This window comes from Nonomuraea sp. NPDC049480 (assembly GCF_044465905.1).
GTDB lineage: Bacteria > Actinomycetota > Actinomycetes > Streptosporangiales > Streptosporangiaceae > Nonomuraea.
On sequence record NZ_JBITMD010000039.1, the window covers coordinates 75,747 to 89,092 of the forward strand.

A 13,346-nucleotide genomic window follows, 5' to 3' on the forward strand; every position below is an offset into this window, starting at 1 on the left:
GGGGCGCGCTTCCGCTGTCCCGGACCCGTTGACGCGCCACCAAGCGCTTGCTACAACCCGGGAATGGCGCTGTCACCGCTCGACGACCACCCCATCCACCAGGCTGCCCAGGTCATGCGGCACGTGGCCACCTCCGACCGCAACTTCTACGACCGCTACTACTTCAACTGCCACGCCGGCACCGACGAGCTCATGCTGATCGTCGGCCTCGGCCAGTACCCCAACCTGGGCGTCACCGACGCCTTCGCCTGCGTACGCCACCGCGACCTGCACCGCGTCGTCCGGGCCTCCCGGGAACTCGGCGCAGACCGGATGAACACCGCGATCGGCCCGTTCCGGATCGAGGTCCTCGAAGGGCTCAAACGGCTCCGGGTGGTCCTGGAGCCGAACGAGCATGGCCTGTCCTTCGATTTGCTCTGGGAGGGCACGATCCCGGCGACCCTCGAACCCCGGCACTTCCTGCGCTGGCAGGAGCGGGTCATGTTCGACTCGGTACGTCTGGCGCAGACCGGACGCTGGTCCGGGCACCTCCGGATCGGCGAGGAGGACATACCGATCACCCCCGACCGCTGGCTGGGGACGAGGGACCGCTCCTGGGGCATCAGGCCGGTCGGCGAGCCCGAACCGCCCGGCATCCAGGCCAAGAACGCCGGGACGTTCTACTGGCTCTACGCGCCGATGCGGTTCGAGGACCACGCCATCCTGTGCATCGTCCAGGAGGACGAGCGCGGCCGCCGGGTGCTGGAGGAGGCCGTACGCGTCTGGTCGGACGGGCGGGAGGAGGAGTATCTCGGCCGGCCGGACTACCGCCCCGTCTACGCCCCCGGCACCCGGGACGTCGTCCAGGCCACGATCACCTTCTCCCCGCCCGGCGGCAAGCCGTTCGACGTGCACTGCACGCCCCTCCTGCCGGTGCACCTCATGGTCGGCACCGGTTACGGCCTGGAACCCGACTGGCGGCATGGGATGTACCAGGGCCCGGGGCCCGTGGTGCAGGGCGTGACGTACCGGCTGCCCGACGACGCCGGCGGGATGTGGGGCCTGGTGGACGCCGTCGGACGCTTCGAGTACGACGGGCTCGTCGGTCACGGCCTCTTCGAGTACTGGGCACTGGGACCGCACCCGTCGTTCACCGAGTGACTATTCGGCCTTCTTGCAGATGATCGTGAGCGCCGCCTTCTCCGGCTTGCCGCCGCGGGCCTCGGCCACGCCCACACCCGCGCCCGCTTCGACCTTGATGTCCTTGATGTCGATGGGATGGCCGGGCGCCGCTTCCGCCTTCTTGACCAGAACGGGCGGCTCCGCGCCTTCGGGCAGCTTCTCCGCCGGAACGGGCGGCTCCGCGCCTTCGGGCAGCTTCTCCGCCGGAACGGCGCGGAGCCACATCTCGTCCGGATCGACCTTCTTCACCTCTCCGTCGGAGGTGACCATGATGCCCATCGGCTTGCCGGGCTGGGCCTCGGGAAGCTCGATGGTCTTGCCGTCGCTCGTCGTGCACGTCGCCTTGCCGCCCGCGGTGGCGGGAGGCTCGTCGGCCAGGGCGGACCCGGCCAGGCCGGTGAGCGCGAGCGCGCAGACCGCGCCGAGCACCGCGAGACGTCGCTTGAACATGGGTTCTCCTCACTGGGATCGGTCGAACGCCCCAGAGCCTGGCCCGCCGTACCTGAAAAGATCCTGAAGAAGCCATAAATGATCTTCAGGTTGGCTTTAGGTGGGTTGAGGCACCCTGGACGACGTGCGAGTGCTACTGGTGGAGGACGAGGAGCGGCTGGCCGACCTGATCAAGGGCGGGCTGGCGGGCGAGGGCTTCGCCGTGGACGTGGCCCACGACGGGCGCGACGGGCTGTGGATGGCCACCGAGAACGCCTACGACGTGATCGTCCTGGACGTGATGCTGCCCAGGATGAACGGGTACGCGGTCTGCTCGCGGCTGCGCGAGGCGGGCGACTGGACACCGATCATGATGCTCACGGCCAAGGACGGCATCTACGACGAGGCCGAGGCGCTCGACAACGGAGCCGACGACTACCTGGCCAAGCCGTTCTCGTACGTGGTGCTGCTGGCCCGCCTGCGCGCGCTGGTGCGGCGGGGCGGCCGGGAGCGGCCGGTGACGATCACCGTGGGGGACCTGGTGCTCGATCCGGCCGGGCTGCGGTGCCGCAGGGGCGAGGCGGAGATCGGGCTGACGCCGAAGGAGTTCGCGGTGCTGCACGCGCTCGCGCGGCGGCCCGGCGAGGTGGTCTCCAAGAGCGAGCTGCTGGCCCAGGCCTGGGACTTCTCCTATGACGGCGATCCGAACATCGTCGAGGTCTACATCAGCGCCCTGCGCCGCAAGATCGACGTGCCCTTCGGCCGGACGACGCTCATGACGGTCCGCGGGGCCGGCTACCGGTTGGAGGCGGTGTGAGACTGACGCGCATGGCCGCGGGGCCGTCCTCCGTGCGGCTGCAGGCGACGGCGGCGGCGACGCTGGTCGTGGCGCTCGCCCTGGGGCTGGCCACCCTGTTGCTGGTGATCGTGCTGCGAGGCAGCCTGGAGGACAGCGCGGGCGCCGAGGCGGCCAGGAAGGCCGAGGCCGCGGCGCCGTACGCGGAGACCTTGGACATCTTGCCCAGCACGCCGCTCAAGGTGCGCGAGACCGGGACCCCGGCCGAGGGAAAGGTGGTGCACCTGCAGGGCGGCACGATGGCCACCCTCGCCGACCCCGACCTCGTGCTGGCCGCCGAGAAGGGGATCGCGATCAAGAGGTGGGCGGAGACCGGCGACTTCGTCGTGGCCGAGCGTAAGGTGATCACCGCGACCGGTCCCGCCATGGTGTGGTCGAGGGTGTCGCTGGCGGGCGCCGAACAGGCCCTGAGCACGCTGTACAGCGCGCTGCTGCCCGGCGTGCCGGCGCTGCTGCTCGTGGTGGCCGTCATGACGTGGCTCTCGGTGGGTCGCGCGCTCGCGCCGGTGGCTGCCATCAGGGCCAAGGTCGCCCACATCACGGCCCGCGACCTGCACCAGCGCGTCCCCGTACCGCACTCGAAGGACGAGATCGCGGCCCTGGCCACCACCGTGAACGGCACGCTCGACCGCCTGGAGACGGCTGTGGAGAGGCACAAGAGGTTCGTCGCCGACGCCGCGCACGAGCTGCGCAGCCCCATCGCCACCCTGCGCGCCCGGCTGGAGCTGGCCGAGCCCAGCGAGCTGACCGAGGAGGCGCTGGCCGACGTCGAACGCCTGCAGTCCCTGGCCGCCGACCTGCTCATGCTGGCCAAGCTGGACGCCGGCGAGCCGCTGCGCGCCGCGGAGCTGGACCTCGGCCAGGTGGCGGCCGAGGAGTCCCTGCGCGCCAGGCGGCGGCCCGACGTGCGGGTGGAGCTGGACATCGAGCCCGACGTGGTGATGAAGGGCTCGCGGGCGCATCTCGACCGCCTGGTGACGAACCTGACCGACAACGCGGTACGGCACGCCTCCTCCACCGTGTGCGTACGCGTGCACGCCGACACGGACGAGGCCGTGCTGGAGGTGCTCGACGACGGCCCGGGGATCCCGTTCGAGCAGCGCGAGGCGGTGTTCGACCGCTTCACCAGGCTGGACGAGGCGCGGGCCAGGGACGCGGGCGGCGCCGGGCTGGGGTTGCCGATCGCGCGGGACATCGCGACCTTGCACCAGGGGACTCTGGTGTACGCCGGGGGCGGCTTCGTGGCCAGATTTCCCTTGTGTCACATGTGAACCACAAGTGCTCCTCGAACGTGAGAATGGTTGAAGGAGGCAACCATGCTCACACGCCGTGCATTGATCATCCGAGGTGGCGCCGGAGGCGCCGGAGTCCTCTTCCTGTGGCCGGGACGGGCGGAGGCCGCGGCCGGGCCCCTTCTGGCCACGACCAAGAGCATCCCGGTCGGCGGTGGCAAGGTCATCAAGGGCAAGTACGTGATCACCCAGCCGAAGAAGGGCGTCTACCGCTGCTTCAGCGCCATCTGCACCCACCAGGGTTGCGCGGTGTCGAGGGTGACCCGTGGCACGATCGTCTGTCCGTGCCACGGCAGCAAGTTCAGCGCCACAACAGGGGCGGTGCTGAACGGGCCCGCCAAGAGGCCGCTGGCCCGCAAGAAGATCAAGGTGGCGAAGGGGAAGATCAGTCTTGCTTGAGGCGTAGGCGTACATCCTTGGTCAGCGGCCCCTGCTCCAGGGAGGGACCCTAGGTGAGGCGTGCGGAGCATCCCAACTGGTCCGCGATGCGGGTGATGCCCTCGGCGAACGACCGGCGGGTCTGCTCGCCGAAGCCGATGAACAGCCTGTTGGCCAGCGCCACGGCCCAGTACGGGCCGGCCACGCTGTAGACGCGGTGGTCCACACGGGCGCCTTCCGGATGACGGGTGACCGCCCACTCGCCGCGGTACCACCAGCCGCCCTGGTAGGCGACCGTGCGGTCGCCGATCTCGGTCTTCATCTCATGAGCGGGCCGGTCGCCCACCAGGGCCTGCCACACCTGCTCGACCGGTGCGGTCACCACCCCGGCGACCTCGGTGATGAGCCGCTTCCTCACGGCTTGCTCACCCGGGTGTCGTGGAAGGAGGCGAAGCCGTCCCCGGCGTTCCGGAGCTCCGGGATCCGCTCGAGCAGTCGGACGATCTCTGTGGACATGGCACAGCTCCCTTGGTCGCGGCGCCTATCCTGTGAATGCGAGTTCGGGCAGGGCAGGCGCCTTGTTCGGATGTCCGGTCGCCGGGGTGTTGGCGCACCCCGGCGGCCTCTTACATGGGTGTCGTGGGAGCCCAGTCGAGCTCCCCTTTGTCGAGCCGGTCGAGCAGGTCTCTGATCCAGTCCAGCTCGGCCTTCTTGATCGCCTGCTCGTACTCGATCTCGAGCAGGAGCACCTCGGGCAGGCCGCTGTCGGCCAGGCCCCGCCGGTGGGCGTCCATCCCGGCCATAAGACCTTCGATCGCGGCCGCCCTGCGGCCCAGCGCGCGCTGGGCCTCGGGCATCGGCAGGCAGCCCATGAGCGAGACGGCCGCGACGAACGTGCGCCGGTCGGGATCGGGCCGCTCCAGGAGCTGCCGCAGCCGGGCGGCCAGCTCCTCGCGGCCCTCCTCGGTGATCTCGTAGACCGTGCGCTCCGGCCGGCGGCCCTCGCGGTCGGTCTTGGTGGGCGCGATCAGCTCGTCCCCCGCCAGCCGCTCGACCGCGTGGTAGAGGCTGCGCGGCAGGCCGGTGATGTAGTCCTTGTGCGTGTCGACGATGAACCGGTGCAGCTCGTAGGGATGGGCGGCGCGCACCGTGAGCAGGGCCAGCACGGTCAGGCCGACCAGGTCGTGGCGTCGCGCCATGATGCTTCCTCCTATATTGCAAACTGCAATATAGCGCGGCGACAGTCAGGCGTCCAGCTGCATGAAGGCGCGGTCGATGGCCTGCCTGGCCACGTCCTCGGGATAAGGGAAGAGCTTGATCAGATCACGCAACCCCTCCACGTGCGCCCGCTTGGCCAGCTCGGCCACGAGCGCCAGCTCCGCCTGCTGCGCCTGCGCGAACGCCCGGTCCACCACCGCGCCGTGCCCCGGCACGACCACCGGCTCGGGCATCTCGGCCAGCATCGCTTCCACGGTGGCCGGCCAGTCCAGCGGGTACGCGTCCCCGAACGCCGGCGGCGCCCCCTCCTCGACCAGGTCACCGGCGAACACCACGCCCGCGTCGGGAACGTGCGCCACGACGTCGTTGCTGCTGTGCCCGAGACCGAGATGCCGCAGATGCACGATCCGGCCGCCGATGTCCAGGCTCGCCGCGGACGTGAACGTGTGGTCCGGCGGCACGATCGTGACCTCCTCCAGCTCCTCGCGCCGCTCGGGCTTCCACCCGATGACGTCGGCGCGGTGCTGCTCGCCGTACCGCTCGATCTCCTCGGCGCACCGGACGTGACCCCAGATCTCGGCGGGGCGGAAGAGCGCGTTGCCGAAGTAGTGGTCGAAGTGGGAGTGGCTGTTGACGACCGTCCACGGGCCCGAGGTGATCGTCCTGACCGCCTCGATCAGATCCGCCGCCTCCCGGTGCGAGGTACGCGTGTCGATCACCAGGCAGTGCCCGTCGTCGCCCACGACCAGACCCGCGTTCATGTCGAACGACCGATGACGCCGGACGTAGACCCGGTCACCGACCTCCTGCCACTGCTCGTTCATGCCAACGAACCCTACTTTTAGGATCGAGGCATGGCATATGACTTCCAGGTCGTCATCGACTCCCACGATCCGCACGCCTTGGCCGACTGGTGGGCCGACGCGCTCGGATGGCGGGTCGAGCCCCAGGACGAGACGTTCATCCGGCAGATGATCGAGAAGGGCTACGCCACCGACGACGACACGACCACGCACCGCGGCGCGCTCGTCTGGAAGTCCGGCACCGCCATCCGGCACCCCGACGGCCTCGAACGCGCGCCGCGGGTGCTGTTCCAGCAGGTGCCCGAGTCCAAGACGGTCAAGAACCGGGTGCACCTGGACGTCCGGGTGGGCGCCGACAACATCGAGTCCGTGGTCGAGGCGCTGTCCGCCAAGGGCGCGAAGGTGCTGCACCGCGGCCGCCAGGGGCCCAACTGGTGGATCACCATCGCCGACCCGGAGGGCAACGAGCTCTGCATCACCTGATCACTCCTGGCGGAGGTATGCCAGCACGGCCAGCACCCGCCGGTGCCCGTCGGCGGCCGGCGGGAGGTCGAGCTTGGCGAAGATGTTCGCGATGTGCTTGGCCACGGCGGCCTCGGTGACGACCAGCTCCTTGGCGATCGAGGCGTTCGAGCGCCCCTCCGCGATCAGGCCCAGCACCTCCTGCTCGCGCGGCGTGAGCCGGCTCAGCGGGTCGCGCCGCCGTCTCAGGAGCTGCCGCACCACCTCCGGGTCCACGACCGTGCCGCCCGCGGCCACCCGGTCGAGAGCGTCGACGAACTCGCGTACGTCGCCGATGCGGTCCTTCAGCAGGTAGCCGACGCCCGCTCCGGCACCGGAGTCGAGCAGCTCGGCGGCGTACGTCTGCTCGACGTACTGGCTGAGCACCAGCACGGCCAGCTCGGGATGCAGAGCACGCAGCTCCAGCGCCGCCCGCAGCCCCTCGTCGGTGAAGCCGGGCGGCATCCGCACGTCCGTCACCACGGCCTCGGGCCGGTGCTCGGCGACGGCGGCGAGCAGTCCCGGCGCGTCGCCGACCGAGGCGACCACGGTGTGGCCGAAGCGTTCGAGCAGGCCGGCCAGGCCCTCCCTCAGCAGGACGGCGTCCTCGGCGATCACTACGCGCACCGGCCCTGAACCTCCTCTACGAGCACGGAATCTCCGCTCGGAGCAGCGTAGGCCCACCGATCGGGCTGGACAGCGACAGCCGCCCCTCCACCACCGACAGCCGGTCCGCCAGGCCGGTCAGCCCGGTGCCCTTGACCGCGTCGGCGCCGCCGACGCCGTCGTCGCGGATCGCCACGACCAGGGTGCCGCGCTCGACCCTGCCGGTGACGGAGGCCGTGGTGGCGCGGCTGTGCTTGACGATGTTGGCCAGGGCCTCGCTGACCACGTAGTACGCGGTGACCTCCACGGGCGCGGGCAGCCGGCCCGGCACCTCGAAGCAGACGTCGACGGGCACCGGCGAGCGGCCGGACAGGTCACGTACCGCGGCCGCCAGTCCCCGGTCGGTGAGCACCGGCGAGTGGACCCCCCGGATCAGCTCGCGCAGCTCGGCCAGCGCCTGCTTGGCCTCGTCGTGGGCCAGCCCGATCAGCCGGCCCACGTCGGTGTCCTCGGGCATGTCCAGCTTGGCCATGCCGAGCGTCATCGACAGCGCGACCAGCCGCTGCTGGGCGCCGTCGTGCAGATCCCGCTCGATCCTGCGCCGCTCCATCTCGAACGCGTCCACCAGCCGCGCCCGCGACCGCAGCACCTCGCTCAGCTCTGATCCCTGGGGCGCGAGGATCGCCCTGGCCATGGCGCCCCTGGCGCCGCCCCAGGCCGCCACCGTGTAGGCGGCGACCGGCAGCAGCAGCACGCCCGCCACGGACGCCATGACGGCGACCCCCGGCGCCACCGCCGGCTGGACGACGGGAGACAGGACGAGCACCACAGGACCGGCGACGGTGAACAACATCATGATCAGGTCGATCCACCACAGGGCGAGCAGCGTCATGAGCGCCAGCCCTGCCTCCCGCCTGCGCCGGTCCGGCACTTCGGGCAGGGGTACGCCGTCGACCAGGCGCAGCCGCCACCGCTCGAACCGGGCGACGGGCCACAGGACCAGCATCAGTGCCGCCGGACCCGTGACCACGCGGAACGCCTCCGGCACCGCCAGCACGGCCGCGGCGACGAGCCCGGCGGCCGCCCCGGGGACGACGCTGGCCCCCAGGTACGCCGCGCACCGCCAGGGCCAGGCGGATCCGAGGAACGGCAACGGCCGCCGGGTGAGCGCCTCCAGCGCGGTCCTGTTGAACACTCTGCGACCGTAACCGCCAGGGGAACGGGTGGTCAGTAGTGCTGGGTTTACCTTTGGCCCATGGGGGTCGTGGCGCGCGCCGGCGGATTTCTGACGTAAGGGAGGACGCCTATCTGGAAATCGTCCTCGTAGACGATGGTGCCGGGGTCGGGCGAGCGTACGGCGTCACAGGGGACGCCGTAACGGCGCAGCAGGTCCTCCAGCGGCGCCAGCGCGGCGATGAGCCCGGCCGCCGCGGGTTTGAACCAGGAAACGGCGCGAATGGTGTTTCCGTCGGCGTAGAAAGGCGGATACGGCAAACGGGCGATGAACCAGCTGTCGACCTCCCTGAACAATTCATCGTCTTCCGTGGTCAGGCGACCGTCCCGGCGGAGGTGGTGACAGGCGGCGAAGATGCCCACCGGAACGCCCAGGCGTCCGCAATAACGGACCTGGAACCGCAGATAAAGGCCATCGCCTTGGGGCAGGGGCTTGCGGCTTTTGTCGGTCACATCGCTGTTTTACCCCGCGCGAACGTGGCGCGCACGAAATGCGCACCCTGCCGCCACGCTCATCGAACGACTCGGTCAGTAAGCGCGGAGCAGTGCCGGTCAGGAGCGGAACTCCAGCCCCTCGAACACCTTCGAGGACCGCCACTGGTCGATGTAGGCGAAATACGCCATCGCGCCCCCTGGATATCCCCCGTTGAGCCGTCCGCGCGGACCGAGGTCCTGACCCTCGTTGTTGTAGTAGCCGGGCGTGCAGTCCGGCGAGCCCAGCAACATGCCGGGGCCCGACAGGAGCAGCTCGACCCACGCGTCCTCGCCCTCCTCGGTGACCTCCACCTCCGTGTGACCGTTGTCCAGGGCGTGCTCGACGATCGCGGCGATCGTCCGGCCGGCCTCGGTGAAGTTGTGCGGAATGTTGGAGATGAGGTTCGCGCCCTGGGTGTGCTGGACGAGGAAGGCGTTGGGGAAGCCGTGCACGTGGATGCCGTGCATCGTGCGCATGCCGTCCGCCCAGTGCTCCGACAGCCGGATCCCGCCGCGTCCCACCAGGTCGTAGCCGGCCCGGCGGGTGTAGTCGGTGCCGACCTCGAAACCGGAGGCGTAGACGACGCAGTCGACCTCGTACTCCTTGCCGGCCGCCACGACCCCGGTCTCGGTGATCCGCTCGACGCCCTTGCCGTCGGTGTCCACCAGGTGGGTGCCCGGGAGGTTGAAGGCCTGCAGGTATTCGTCGTGGAAGCACGGGCGCTTGCAGAGCTGGCGATACCACGCCTTGAGCCGCTGGGCGGTCTCCCGGTCCGCGACGACGGCGTCCACGCGGGCGCGGATCTCCTCCATCTTCTCGAAGTCGGAGTCCTCGAAGGCGGCCAGGATCTTGTCCGGGGTGAGCTCGTCGAGCTCGGCGACCCTGGCGCGGACCCTGCGGGCCAGGTCGGTCCAGCCGTCCATCACCAGGTCCTCCGCCACCGCCAGGCCGCCTGTCTGGATGGCGGTGAAGTTCTCCAGCCAGCGCTGCTGCCAGCCGGGCGTGGCCATCTCGGCGAACCACTCGGGGTCGGTCGGCCGGTTGTCGCGCACGTCCACGGAGGAGGGGGTGCGCTGGAACACGTACAGCTCCTTGCAGGCCCGCGCCAGGTGGGGGACGCACTGCACGGCCGTCGCGCCGGTGCCGATGACGGCCACCCGCTTGTCCGCCAGCCGGTCCAGGGGCGCGCCGGAAGGGTCGCCGCCGGTGTAGGCGTAGTCCCAGCGGCTGGTGTGGAACGCATGTCCGCTGAAGGTGTCGATGCCGGGGATTCCCGGGAGTTTGGGCACGTGGAGGGGGCCGATGCCCATGGCGACGAACTGGGCGGTGAAGGCGTCGCCCCGGTCCGTGCGGACCAGCCAGCGGCCGCCGATCCATTCGAGGCCCACGACCTCGGTGTGGAACAGCGCGTTGTCGTACAGGCCGTAGTGCTTGCCGATGCGGCGGCAGTGCTCGAGGATCTCGGGCGCGTGCGCGTACTTCTCGGTGGGCATGTGGCCGGTCTCCTCCAGCAGCGGCATGTACACGAACGACGCCGTGTCGCACTGCGCTCCCGGGTAGCGGTTCCAGTACCACGTGCCGCCGAAGTCGCCGGCCTTGTCGATGATCCGCACGTCTTCGACGCCGGCCTCCTTCAGCCGCGCGCCGGTGACGAGGCCGGCGAACCCGCCGCCGACGAACGCGACCGTCACGTGGTCGGTCTTCGGCTCACGCTCTGTCCTCGGCGTGTACGGGTCCTCGAGGTAGCGCGCGAAGCGGCCGGTGAGACGCACGTACTGGTCGTTGCCGTCCGGACGGAGCCGCTTGTCGCGCTCCTCGCGGTACTTCCTGCGCAGGGCCTCTTTGTCGAGGGCGGGCCGGCGGGCGGCTTTCATGCGGTCTCCCCCTGTGCGGTGGATTACCGAAGCAATTCCAGAATGTCATTCGGTAGCGGCGACCGACAACCCCCCGTGCAGGCGTGAACAGGGCTTGGGGCGGACCCTGTCGCCCGCTCCCACACGATCGGGCGGTGAAGCATCGCCGGCCGCGGCTAAGGTGAGAATCCCGCACACGAGGAAGCAGAACCGTCTTGGCTCACCGCGCGCTGGTCATCGCCATGCTGCCCGCCATCGGGCTGCGCGTGCTCGCCGTGCTCGGGTTCCCGCCCGCGCTGCTCTTCTACGGCGACTCGTTCGCGTTCCTGCGCGAGGAGCTGACGCCGGGCACGACCAGGCCGTCCGGCTACTCCCTGCTCCTGGCGCTGCTGCGTCCCGTGCACAGCCTCACGCTCGTGACGGTCATGCAGCACCTGCTGGGGCTGGCGCTCGCGGTCGGGGTGTACGCCCTGCTCAGGCGGCGCGGCCTGCCCGGCTGGGGCGCCACGCTGCTGGTGACGCCCCTGCTGTACGACGAGTTCCTGATCCTCCTCGAGCACATGATCATGGCGGACGCGATCTTCATCGTGCTGGTCACGGCCGCCGTCGCACTGATCGTGTGGCGCGTCACGCCCACCACGGCCGCCGTCGGCGGGACGCTGCTCGGGCTGGCCGGCATCACGCGGACGATCGGCCTGCCGCTGCTGCTGCTCACGGCCGCGTACGTGCTGGTCAGGCGCTACGGCTGGCGCCCTCTGCTGGCGCTGGTGGTGGCCGGGGCGATCCCGCTGGGCGCGTACGCGATCTGGACCAAGGTGGAGAAGGGCAAGTTCGCGCTCACCGAGGCGGACGGGAACTTCCTGTGGTCGAGGACCATGAGCTTCGCCGACTGCGACGTGATCAAGCCGCCGGAGCGGTTGGCGGTGCTCTGCCCGCGGATGCCCGTCGAGCAGCGGCCCTATCCGCCGCACTGGTTGTGGGAGAGCTTCTCGCCGCTGCTCAAGGTGCCGGGGACGGCCAACCGCAACCAGCTGGCCGGGGAGTTCGCCAGGGCGGCCATCCTCGCCCAGCCCGGCGGCTACCTGGGCGCGGTCGGGACCGACCTCAAGCAGCTGCTGCGCTGGGAGCGCACGGCCGTGGACGAGAAGACGCCGTACAAGCTCCCGGCGGCCGAGCGGCCGATCAGCGAGTCGGTGCGGGGGGTCGCGGAGTCCTACGAGGCGGGGCCGGCCGCCACGCGTGTCGTCGAGCCGTTCGCCGGCTGGCTGCGGGCCTACCAGCGGTTCGGGTACGCGCCGTTCCCGCTGCTGATGCTGGGCCTGGCGGCGGCGCTGGCGCTGGCCCTGGCGCGGCGGCGGTGGGATGCCCTGCTGCCGGCGCTGGCGGCGCTCGCACTCGTCGCGGCGCCGCCCTTCCTGGCCGCCTACGACGTGCGATACGTGATTCCGGCGATCCCGCTGATCTGCCTGGCACTGGGACTGACCCTGGGCGCCGGGGCCACAGGAGACAGCCGGCCGGCGCGGGAGCCCGAGGGCAAGGGAGCTGTTGCCGTCCGGTAGGGCGGCTGCTACCGTTCCATATGTAAAGAAATACTTACACCTGATGGGACCTTATGACTACGGCCGTGCCCACCGGCGACGACCTGGTCGAAATGCTGGCGGCGCTGGCCAACCCGCTGCGGCTGCGCATCGTCGCGAGGCTGGCCGACGGCCGTGACTATGTGAGCCATCTGGCCCGCGAGATCGGTGTGAGCCGCCCCCTCCTCCACATGCACCTGCGCCGGCTCGAGGCCGCCGGACTGATCGTCGGCAATCTGGAGCTGTCGGAGGACGGCAAGGCCATGAAGTACTACGAAGTCACCGACTTCAGCCTGCACCTGACCGCGTCGGCACTGGCCGAGGCGGCGAAGACGTTGACCACGCCGGACCCGGAGAAGGGTCCTTGAGCCGAGGAGCACTCCTGATGATGGACGGGGCAATGTCCTGGCCCGAGGCGATCTTCTACCTCGGCGTGCTGGTTCTGGTCACCTTCCTGATCGCCCTCTTCGTCGTGGGTACGTTCGACGCGCGGAAGGTGAAGCTCCAGGCCGACCAGGCCGAGGATCTGCGTCAGCTCGTACGCCGGTTCGAGCAGCTCGCCGAGAACACCCTGGACGCCCAGCAGCGCGTGGCCGCCGACATGGCCGAGCTGCGCGCCCGTACGGCGTCGATCGAGCAGATCCTGCGCACCGTGGAGTGACTCCGGAACTCGGGTGAGCCGGTCGCGCGTTCTCCTGGTATGACGACGCCGCAGTTGGTCTGTCCCCTCTGCCACGGCACCGAGTTCCAGCAGGAACAGGGCCGGCTCGACAGCAGGTGGGGTATCACGTCGCATCGGATGACGCTGATGATCTGCCAGCGCTGCCGGTACATCCTGCACTTCTACGACCGTCACTCCATTTTCGACTTCGACTGAGTCGGGGAAACCCGTGTGGGGCGCCGGTTCCGGCGTGAAAATGGGGATCGGTGACCGTCTGTGACGTCGTGTGTGCTTGGCGCCGGT

General features: G+C 70.2%; 17 protein-coding genes. 9 read left to right on the forward strand and 8 right to left on the reverse strand.

The features are described from left to right. The first annotated feature begins 63 nt into the window (after nucleotides 1–63). A complete protein-coding gene (locus ACIBX3_RS55705; RefSeq protein WP_397128953.1) occupies nucleotides 64–1,140 on the forward strand; it encodes a hypothetical protein in 1,077 nt (358 codons plus the stop codon). Here ACIBX3_RS55705 and ACIBX3_RS55710 read toward each other — a convergent pair whose 3' ends face one another. After that, complete coding sequence (locus ACIBX3_RS55710; protein ID WP_397128954.1) at nucleotides 1,141–1,611, reverse strand: hypothetical protein; 471 nt, start codon at nucleotides 1,609–1,611, stop codon at nucleotides 1,141–1,143. It abuts the gene before it with no gap. A 124-nt stretch (nucleotides 1,612–1,735) separates the two neighbouring features. On the opposite strand from ACIBX3_RS55710, the gene ACIBX3_RS55715 reads away from it, so the two are divergent. From ACIBX3_RS55715 to ACIBX3_RS55725, 3 genes are read left to right on the forward strand one after another with little or no spacing between them, the layout of a single operon-like run. Continuing rightward, a complete protein-coding gene (locus ACIBX3_RS55715) occupies nucleotides 1,736–2,407 on the forward strand; it encodes a response regulator transcription factor (RefSeq protein WP_397128955.1) in 672 nt (223 codons plus the stop codon). Further along, nucleotides 2,404–3,717 carry a sensor histidine kinase gene (locus ACIBX3_RS55720; RefSeq protein ID WP_397128956.1) on the forward strand — a complete coding sequence of 438 codons (1,314 nt, stop codon included), beginning with the start codon at nucleotides 2,404–2,406 and terminating at the stop codon, nucleotides 3,715–3,717. Before ACIBX3_RS55715 ends, ACIBX3_RS55720 begins: the two co-directional genes overlap by 4 nt. A gap of 45 nt (nucleotides 3,718–3,762) precedes the next feature. Further along, entirely contained in the window at nucleotides 3,763–4,137 is a 375-nt protein-coding gene (locus tag ACIBX3_RS55725) for a Rieske (2Fe-2S) protein (RefSeq protein ID WP_397128957.1), read from the forward strand. A 49-nt stretch (nucleotides 4,138–4,186) separates the two neighbouring features. Here the strand turns inward: ACIBX3_RS55725 and ACIBX3_RS55730 are convergent, their stop codons facing one another. The 3 genes from ACIBX3_RS55730 to ACIBX3_RS55740 form a co-directional block, all read right to left on the reverse strand. Next, nucleotides 4,187–4,534, reverse strand: a complete 348-nt coding sequence (locus ACIBX3_RS55730) for a hypothetical protein (protein WP_397128958.1) — start codon at nucleotides 4,532–4,534, stop codon at nucleotides 4,187–4,189. A 208-nt stretch (nucleotides 4,535–4,742) separates the two neighbouring features. Next, complete coding sequence (locus tag ACIBX3_RS55735) at nucleotides 4,743–5,315, reverse strand: helix-turn-helix transcriptional regulator (RefSeq protein WP_397128959.1); 573 nt, start codon at nucleotides 5,313–5,315, stop codon at nucleotides 4,743–4,745. A 45-nt stretch (nucleotides 5,316–5,360) separates the two neighbouring features. Continuing rightward, the gene (locus ACIBX3_RS55740; protein WP_397128960.1) at nucleotides 5,361–6,158 is read right to left on the reverse strand and encodes an MBL fold metallo-hydrolase; all 798 of its coding nucleotides are present in this window, start codon (nucleotides 6,156–6,158) and stop codon (nucleotides 5,361–5,363) included. Between the two features lie 30 nt (nucleotides 6,159–6,188). On the opposite strand from ACIBX3_RS55740, the gene ACIBX3_RS55745 reads away from it, so the two are divergent. Continuing rightward, nucleotides 6,189–6,620: a VOC family protein gene (locus tag ACIBX3_RS55745; RefSeq protein ID WP_397128961.1), complete on the forward strand. Its 432-nt coding sequence runs from the start codon at nucleotides 6,189–6,191 to the stop codon at nucleotides 6,618–6,620. Here the strand turns inward: ACIBX3_RS55745 and ACIBX3_RS55750 are convergent, their stop codons facing one another. The 4 genes from ACIBX3_RS55750 to ACIBX3_RS55765 all read right to left on the reverse strand — a co-directional run bounded on the left by ACIBX3_RS55750 (nucleotide 6,621) and on the right by ACIBX3_RS55765 (nucleotide 10,826). After that, on the reverse strand, nucleotides 6,621–7,265 hold the full coding sequence (locus ACIBX3_RS55750; RefSeq protein ID WP_397128962.1) for a response regulator: 645 nt from the start codon (nucleotides 7,263–7,265) through the stop codon (nucleotides 6,621–6,623). 16 nt (nucleotides 7,266–7,281) lie between these two features. Then, entirely contained in the window at nucleotides 7,282–8,439 is a 1,158-nt protein-coding gene (locus ACIBX3_RS55755; RefSeq protein WP_397128963.1) for a histidine kinase, read from the reverse strand. A 47-nt stretch (nucleotides 8,440–8,486) separates the two neighbouring features. After that, nucleotides 8,487–8,930: a hypothetical protein gene (locus ACIBX3_RS55760; RefSeq protein ID WP_397128964.1), complete on the reverse strand. Its 444-nt coding sequence runs from the start codon at nucleotides 8,928–8,930 to the stop codon at nucleotides 8,487–8,489. Nucleotides 8,931–9,029: 99 nt separating this feature from the next. After that, nucleotides 9,030–10,826, reverse strand: coding sequence for a flavin-containing monooxygenase (locus ACIBX3_RS55765; protein WP_397128965.1), 1,797 nt, complete (start codon nucleotides 10,824–10,826; stop codon nucleotides 9,030–9,032). A gap of 194 nt (nucleotides 10,827–11,020) precedes the next feature. Here ACIBX3_RS55765 and ACIBX3_RS55770 point away from each other — a divergent pair, with 194 nt between their 5' ends. The 4 genes from ACIBX3_RS55770 (at nucleotide 11,021) to ACIBX3_RS55785 (ending at nucleotide 13,259) form a co-directional block, all read left to right on the forward strand. Then, nucleotides 11,021–12,364 carry a hypothetical protein gene (locus ACIBX3_RS55770; protein WP_397128966.1) on the forward strand — a complete coding sequence of 448 codons (1,344 nt, stop codon included), beginning with the start codon at nucleotides 11,021–11,023 and terminating at the stop codon, nucleotides 12,362–12,364. Between the two features lie 65 nt (nucleotides 12,365–12,429). Continuing rightward, the gene (locus ACIBX3_RS55775) at nucleotides 12,430–12,750 is read left to right on the forward strand and encodes an ArsR/SmtB family transcription factor (RefSeq protein WP_397128967.1); all 321 of its coding nucleotides are present in this window, start codon (nucleotides 12,430–12,432) and stop codon (nucleotides 12,748–12,750) included. A gap of 17 nt (nucleotides 12,751–12,767) precedes the next feature. Further along, a complete protein-coding gene (locus ACIBX3_RS55780; protein ID WP_397128968.1) occupies nucleotides 12,768–13,043 on the forward strand; it encodes a hypothetical protein in 276 nt (91 codons plus the stop codon). A 39-nt stretch (nucleotides 13,044–13,082) separates the two neighbouring features. Next, nucleotides 13,083–13,259 carry a hypothetical protein gene (locus ACIBX3_RS55785; protein ID WP_397128969.1) on the forward strand — a complete coding sequence of 59 codons (177 nt, stop codon included), beginning with the start codon at nucleotides 13,083–13,085 and terminating at the stop codon, nucleotides 13,257–13,259. The last annotated feature ends 87 nt before the right edge of the window (nucleotides 13,260–13,346 follow it).

What these genes read in the sequence shown, in the direction of transcription:
- ACIBX3_RS55705 (WP_397128953.1), top strand. Translation starts at nt 64, where the DNA reads ATGGCGCTGTCACCGCTCGACGACCACCCCATCCACCAGGCTGCCCAG.
- ACIBX3_RS55710 (WP_397128954.1), bottom strand. Translation starts at nt 1,611, where the DNA reads ATGTTCAAGCGACGTCTCGCGGTGCTCGGCGCGGTCTGCGCGCTCGCG.
- ACIBX3_RS55725 (WP_397128957.1), top strand. Translation starts at nt 3,763, where the DNA reads ATGCTCACACGCCGTGCATTGATCATCCGAGGTGGCGCCGGAGGCGCC.
- ACIBX3_RS55735 (WP_397128959.1), bottom strand. Translation starts at nt 5,315, where the DNA reads ATGGCGCGACGCCACGACCTGGTCGGCCTGACCGTGCTGGCCCTGCTC.
- ACIBX3_RS55740 (WP_397128960.1), bottom strand. Translation starts at nt 6,158, where the DNA reads ATGAACGAGCAGTGGCAGGAGGTCGGTGACCGGGTCTACGTCCGGCGT.
- ACIBX3_RS55745 (WP_397128961.1), top strand. Translation starts at nt 6,189, where the DNA reads ATGGCATATGACTTCCAGGTCGTCATCGACTCCCACGATCCGCACGCC.
- ACIBX3_RS55765 (WP_397128965.1), bottom strand. Translation starts at nt 10,826, where the DNA reads ATGAAAGCCGCCCGCCGGCCCGCCCTCGACAAAGAGGCCCTGCGCAGG.
- ACIBX3_RS55780 (WP_397128968.1), top strand. Translation starts at nt 12,768, where the DNA reads ATGATGGACGGGGCAATGTCCTGGCCCGAGGCGATCTTCTACCTCGGC.
- ACIBX3_RS55785 (WP_397128969.1), top strand. Translation starts at nt 13,083, where the DNA reads ATGACGACGCCGCAGTTGGTCTGTCCCCTCTGCCACGGCACCGAGTTC.